The organism is Rhodopseudomonas sp. BR0C11, assembly GCF_010820945.1.
Taxonomy (GTDB): Bacteria; Pseudomonadota; Alphaproteobacteria; order Rhizobiales; family Xanthobacteraceae; genus Rhodopseudomonas; species Rhodopseudomonas palustris_H.
Genome location: NZ_QTKI01000389.1, coordinates 1 through 4579, shown reverse-complemented (window position 1 = coordinate 4579; position 4579 = coordinate 1). Strand labels below are relative to the sequence as shown.

Annotated in this window: 5 protein-coding genes; 4 read left to right on the top strand and 1 reads right to left on the bottom strand. The window is 65.5% G+C overall.

Translation table 11 applies throughout. From position 1 onward, the window contains the following. The 3 genes from DYI24_RS21800 to DYI24_RS21790 all read left to right on the top strand — a co-directional run. The coding region (locus DYI24_RS21800; RefSeq protein ID WP_164573819.1) for an ABC transporter ATP-binding protein at positions 1 to 522 on the top strand (522 nt) is incomplete at its 5' end. Continuing rightward, a complete protein-coding gene (locus tag DYI24_RS21795; protein WP_107356194.1) occupies positions 515 to 1219 on the top strand; it encodes an ABC transporter ATP-binding protein in 705 nt (234 codons plus the stop codon). The genes DYI24_RS21800 and DYI24_RS21795, both read left to right, overlap by 8 nt. Continuing rightward, positions 1212 to 1583: a Rieske (2Fe-2S) protein gene (locus tag DYI24_RS21790; protein ID WP_164573818.1), complete on the top strand. Its 372-nt coding sequence runs from the start codon at positions 1212 to 1214 to the stop codon at positions 1581 to 1583. Before DYI24_RS21795 ends, DYI24_RS21790 begins: the two co-directional genes overlap by 8 nt. A 5-nt stretch (positions 1584 to 1588) precedes the next feature. On the opposite strand, the gene DYI24_RS21785 is transcribed toward DYI24_RS21790, so the two are convergent. Continuing rightward, positions 1589 to 2434, bottom strand: a complete 846-nt coding sequence (locus DYI24_RS21785; protein ID WP_164573817.1) for an alpha/beta hydrolase — start codon at positions 2432 to 2434, stop codon at positions 1589 to 1591. A gap of 353 nt (positions 2435 to 2787) precedes the next feature. On the opposite strand from DYI24_RS21785, the gene DYI24_RS21780 reads away from it, so the two are divergent. Continuing rightward, a partial coding sequence (locus DYI24_RS21780) for an Orn/Lys/Arg decarboxylase N-terminal domain-containing protein (RefSeq protein WP_164573820.1) occupies positions 2788 to 4579 on the top strand: 1792 nt, incomplete at its 3' end.

The following is a 4579-nucleotide window of genomic DNA, read 5'->3' as shown; positions in this document are numbered from 1 at the left end:
TTCCAGCGCACTAGCGTGTTTCCCAACGACACGGTCTACGACAACGTCCTGATTGGGCTGCATCGCCGCGGCCGGGTCGGCGTGCTGCCGTCGGTGCTCGGGCTGCCGCGGGTGCGGCGGCTGGAGGCGGAGCTGAAAGAGAAGGCGGCCGAGCTGGTCGAATGGGTCGGCCTCGGCCGCCGTGCGCATGATCTCGCCGGCTCGCTGTCTTACGGCGAGCAACGCCTGGTCGGCGTTGCGCTGGCGCTGGCCGCCGAGCCGTCGATGCTGCTGCTCGACGAGCCAGTGTCCGGCATGAACGCATCGGAGACGCATACCTTCGTCCAGCTGATCCGGAAGATCCGCGATCGCGGCATCACTATTCTTCTCGTGGAGCACGACATGCCGATGGTGATGAGCGTGTCGGATCGGATCGTGGTGCTGAACTATGGCCGGATCATCGCCGAAGGGACGCCGGACGTGATCCGCAACGATCCGGCGGTGATCGAAGCTTATCTCGGCCAGGGGGTGAAGCATGCTTGAGCTCATCAACGCCGTATGCGGCTATGGCGGCGTCACCGCGCTGCAGGGCATCACCTTCGAGGTCAAGGCCGGGCAGCTCGTCGCGTTGATCGGAGCCAATGGCGCCGGCAAGAGCACGACGCTGCGGGCGATCTCCGGCCTGGTGCCGCTGCGCGCCGGCGCGCTGCGGTTCGACAACGAGGTGCTGACCGGCGCCAAGCCGCCTCGCATTCTGAAATCCGGCATCGCGCATTGCCCGGAAGGCCGCCGCGTGTTTCCGCATATGACCGTCGAGGAAAACCTCGACATGGGCGCTTATTTGCGCAGCGATCGATCCGAGGTGGCCGCTGACCGCGATCGGATCTACGGCGAGTTTCCGCGACTTGCCGAGCGCCGCAAACAGGCCGCTGGCACGCTGTCCGGCGGCGAGCAGCAAATGCTTGCGATCGGTCGTGCGCTGATGAGCCGGCCACGCCTGGTGATGTTCGACGAGCCATCGCTCGGGCTGGCGCCGAACATCGTCGAGCGCACCTTCGCGATCATCCGCCGCATCCGCGACACCGGCACCACGGTGCTGCTGGTTGAGCAGAACGCCTTCGCAGCGCTCGACATGTGCGACCACGCTTACTTGCTCGAAGGCGGCCGCATCGTGTTGTCGGGCACCGGCGCCGAGCTGATCGCCAATCCGCACGTCCGCAAGGCGTATCTCGGTGGCTGAGGATTGGACCGGCGGCGTTGCGCGGTCACAGGACCAATGGTTTCCGGTCTGCAGCCTGCCGCGGCTGACGGCCGAGGGCATCGTCGCGGTTCGTGTGGCCGGCGTCGATCTCGCGTTGATTTCGGACGGCGGCATGGTGTCGGCGTGCGAGCGGGCCTGTCCTCACGAGCAGGCCGATCTCGCATGCGGACGGGTGGTCAACGGGCGGCTAGCCTGTCCGCGCCACGACGCCTCCTTTAGCCTGATTGACGGAGCGATCTCGGACGGCTGGCCGAGCCGGCCGTTACGGCTCTATCCGGTCCGGGTCGAGCGCGGCGAAGTGTTGATCAACGCCGCCGCGCTGAAGCCGGATCGCGACAACTGAGGTTTTCAGCCGATCAGCTCTCGCGCCGCCTTGACCAGCGCGCCGTCGGGCTTGCGGAGTTCGGCGAGGATCGAGAAATGATCGTGGCCGGCGAGCGGCAGTAGCCGACCCGGTGCACCTGCGGCCTGACGGCGTGCGTACAAGTCCATCGAATCCAGCACCAGCGCCGGCAGTTCGTTGGCGCCGTAGGCGAGGTCGAGGCGCTTGTCGATCACCGGCAATCGCGATGGAGACAGCTTTTCGACTTCTTCATCGGTGAGTTGCAGCGCCTTGTTCAGCCCGGTATCGCGGATCGGCCCGAGATCGAACACGCCGGAGATCGACAGACCCGCGGTGACCAGCGGATGATCCAGTGTCATCGCCACGAGGTGGCCGCCAGCAGACCAGCCCGAGGTGACGACTGGCCCGGCGACGCCATGCTTGGGGCCATGCTCGGCGAGCCAGTCGAGCGCGGCTCGGCTCTCATCGACGATCGTGGCGAGCGAGACGTCGGGCGCCAGCGAGTAGCCCGGAATGGCCATCGACCAGCCGTGCGCGGCGATGCCTTCGACCAACATGGCAAAGAGCTCGCGCGAATTCTTCTGCCAATAGCCGCCATGCCAGAACACGAGGCAGGGCGCGTCGCGCTCGGCCGCGGGATAAAGGTCGATCTTGTTGTTCGGGCGTGGGCCGTAGGGCAGGTCGAGCACCGACTTCAGCGTCGCGCGTGCCTGCGCGGAGGAGTCGTTGCGTTCGGCAATCAACTCGGGGCTGTTCTTGACGGCGCTGTTGTTATCGTAGGCCGCGTCGCGCTCGCTTTGCGAAAGTTGCGCCCAATTGGTGCGGGGATCGGTAGGGCGGTCATTCGTCATTACGGCTCCATTCGGCTGTGGGCTGATGGCCGCCAGCTTTGCAGTAATGCCGCTCGCCTGTCGACCGCATTGTCCAGGCAGATGCCGCCTCGCGATTAATCAGGTCCGCAGAGACGGGTATCAGCGGTTAGAGCTTGATCGTGGAGGGGCGGCCTCGTTCCCTGGGGAGCGTCGGCTCGCGTACATTGCGAATAGTCGCCGGCGCGTGGCAACATCGGACCGCTTGAAATTTTGCTCCGTATGCCGCGGCCGCCACTCGCGCGTCATCCATGGCAGCCGCTGGCCACAGCCATTGTCACCACACTGTCACACAACCCGGCGAGAGAGTGTCGGCGATTCACGTGGGCACCCTCATGGACTATTTCAGGCGTTTCACCTTTCTGTTCTCGGCACCCACCTTCGAGGCGGATGATCTCGAGGGCATCCGATTCAACCAGATTGTCGCCGAGATCGAACGGTCCGGCTTCGAGATCGTCAAGGCGAGAAAGCTCGAAGATGCCGAGATCGCGGTGCAGACTGACGCCGCGATCGGCTGCATGGTGGTCGACTGGGGCAAGAAGGGGCTCGAGGGCAAGACTGCTGCGCTGATCAACCTGATGCGGCGGCGCGGTCTCGATTTTCCGATCGTGCTGCTGATCCGCCGCAAGCGGTTCGAGGAAGTGCCGGTCGAGGTGCTGGATTTCATCGACGGCTACGTCTTTCTCTCCGAAGAGACGCCGACCTTCATCGCGCGCAATCTGATCAGCCGGCTGAAGCAATATGCCGACACGCTGAAGACGCCGTTCTTCGGCGCGCTGGTCGACTATGCGGAGGAGGGCAACCAGCTCTGGACCTGCCCCGGCCATAACGGCGGCATGTTCTACAGCCGCAGCCCGATCGGGCGGGTGTTCATCGAGCATCTCGGCGAGGCGGTGTTTCGCGACGACCTCGACAATTCGGTGCTCGATCTCGGCGATCTGCTGACCCACGAGGGGCCGGCGCTGCGCGCGCAGAAGGAGGCCGCGCAGATCTTCGGCGCCGAGAAGACGTACTTCGTGCTCAACGGCACCTCGACCTCCAACAAGGTCGCGCTCGGTGCGCTCGTCACCGACGGCGACCTCGTCCTGTTCGATCGCAACAACCACAAGGCGGCGCACCACGGCGCACTGATGATGGGCGGCGGGATTCCGGTCTACATCCCCACCGTCCGCAACGCCTGGGGGCTGATCGGCCCGATGGCATGGGATGCCCTGGACGAAGAGGCGCTACGCGAGCGCATCCGCAATCATCCGCTGGTCAAGGACAAGGAGGCGTGGCGCAAGCCGCGCCCGTTCCGCGTCGCCGTGGTCGAACAGTGCACCTATGACGGGACCATCCACAGCGCCGAGATGATCCTGCGCCGCATCGGGCACCTGTGCGACTACATCCTGTTCGACGAAGCCTGGGCCGGCTTCATGAAGTTTCATCCGCTCTACGCCGGCCGCTTCGCGATGGGGCTGGCCAACCTCGGCGACGACGCGCCCGGCATTATCGCGACGCAGTCGACCCATAAGCAGCTCGCCAGTTTCTCCCAGGCCTCGCAGATCCACATCAAGGATCGGCACATCCGCGGCCAGAAGCGGCGGGTCGAGCACCGGCGCTTCAACGAGAGCTTCATGCAGCACGCCTCGACGTCGCCGTTCTATCCGCTGTTCGCTTCCCTCGATGTCGGCGCGCAGATGATGAAGGGCCGCTCCGGCGAAGTGCTGTGGGACGATACGATCCGGCTCGGCATCGAGCTGCGCAAGAAGATCCGCGCGGTGCGGCGGGAGTTCGAAGAGAAGGAGGCGCGGGCCGAGCGGCGGTGGTTCTTCGATCCGTTCGTGCCCGATCGGGTGACGATCGCGGATGCCGCGCGCGAAGGCGCCGTGCACGACGTCGCATGGGAGGCGGTGAGCACCGACCAGCTCGCGACCGATCCGGCGTTCTGGCAAATCGGACCGAGGGCAGCCTGGCACGGCTTTGCCGATATGGCGCCCGGCTTCGCCATGACCGATCCGAACAAGCTGACGCTGCTGACGCCCGGCTTCGACCGGGCGACCGGCCGCTACGCCGAGCACGGCGTGCCGGCACCGGTGGTGGCGCAATATCTGCGCGAGAACCGGATCGTGCCGGAGAAGAACGATC

Excerpts from the sequence above, each read along its gene's own strand:
- DYI24_RS21785 (WP_164573817.1), bottom strand. The coding sequence starts at position 2,434 with ATGACGAATGACCGCCCTACCGATCCCCGCACCAATTGGGCGCAACTT.
- DYI24_RS21795 (WP_107356194.1), top strand. The coding sequence starts at position 515 with ATGCTTGAGCTCATCAACGCCGTATGCGGCTATGGCGGCGTCACCGCG.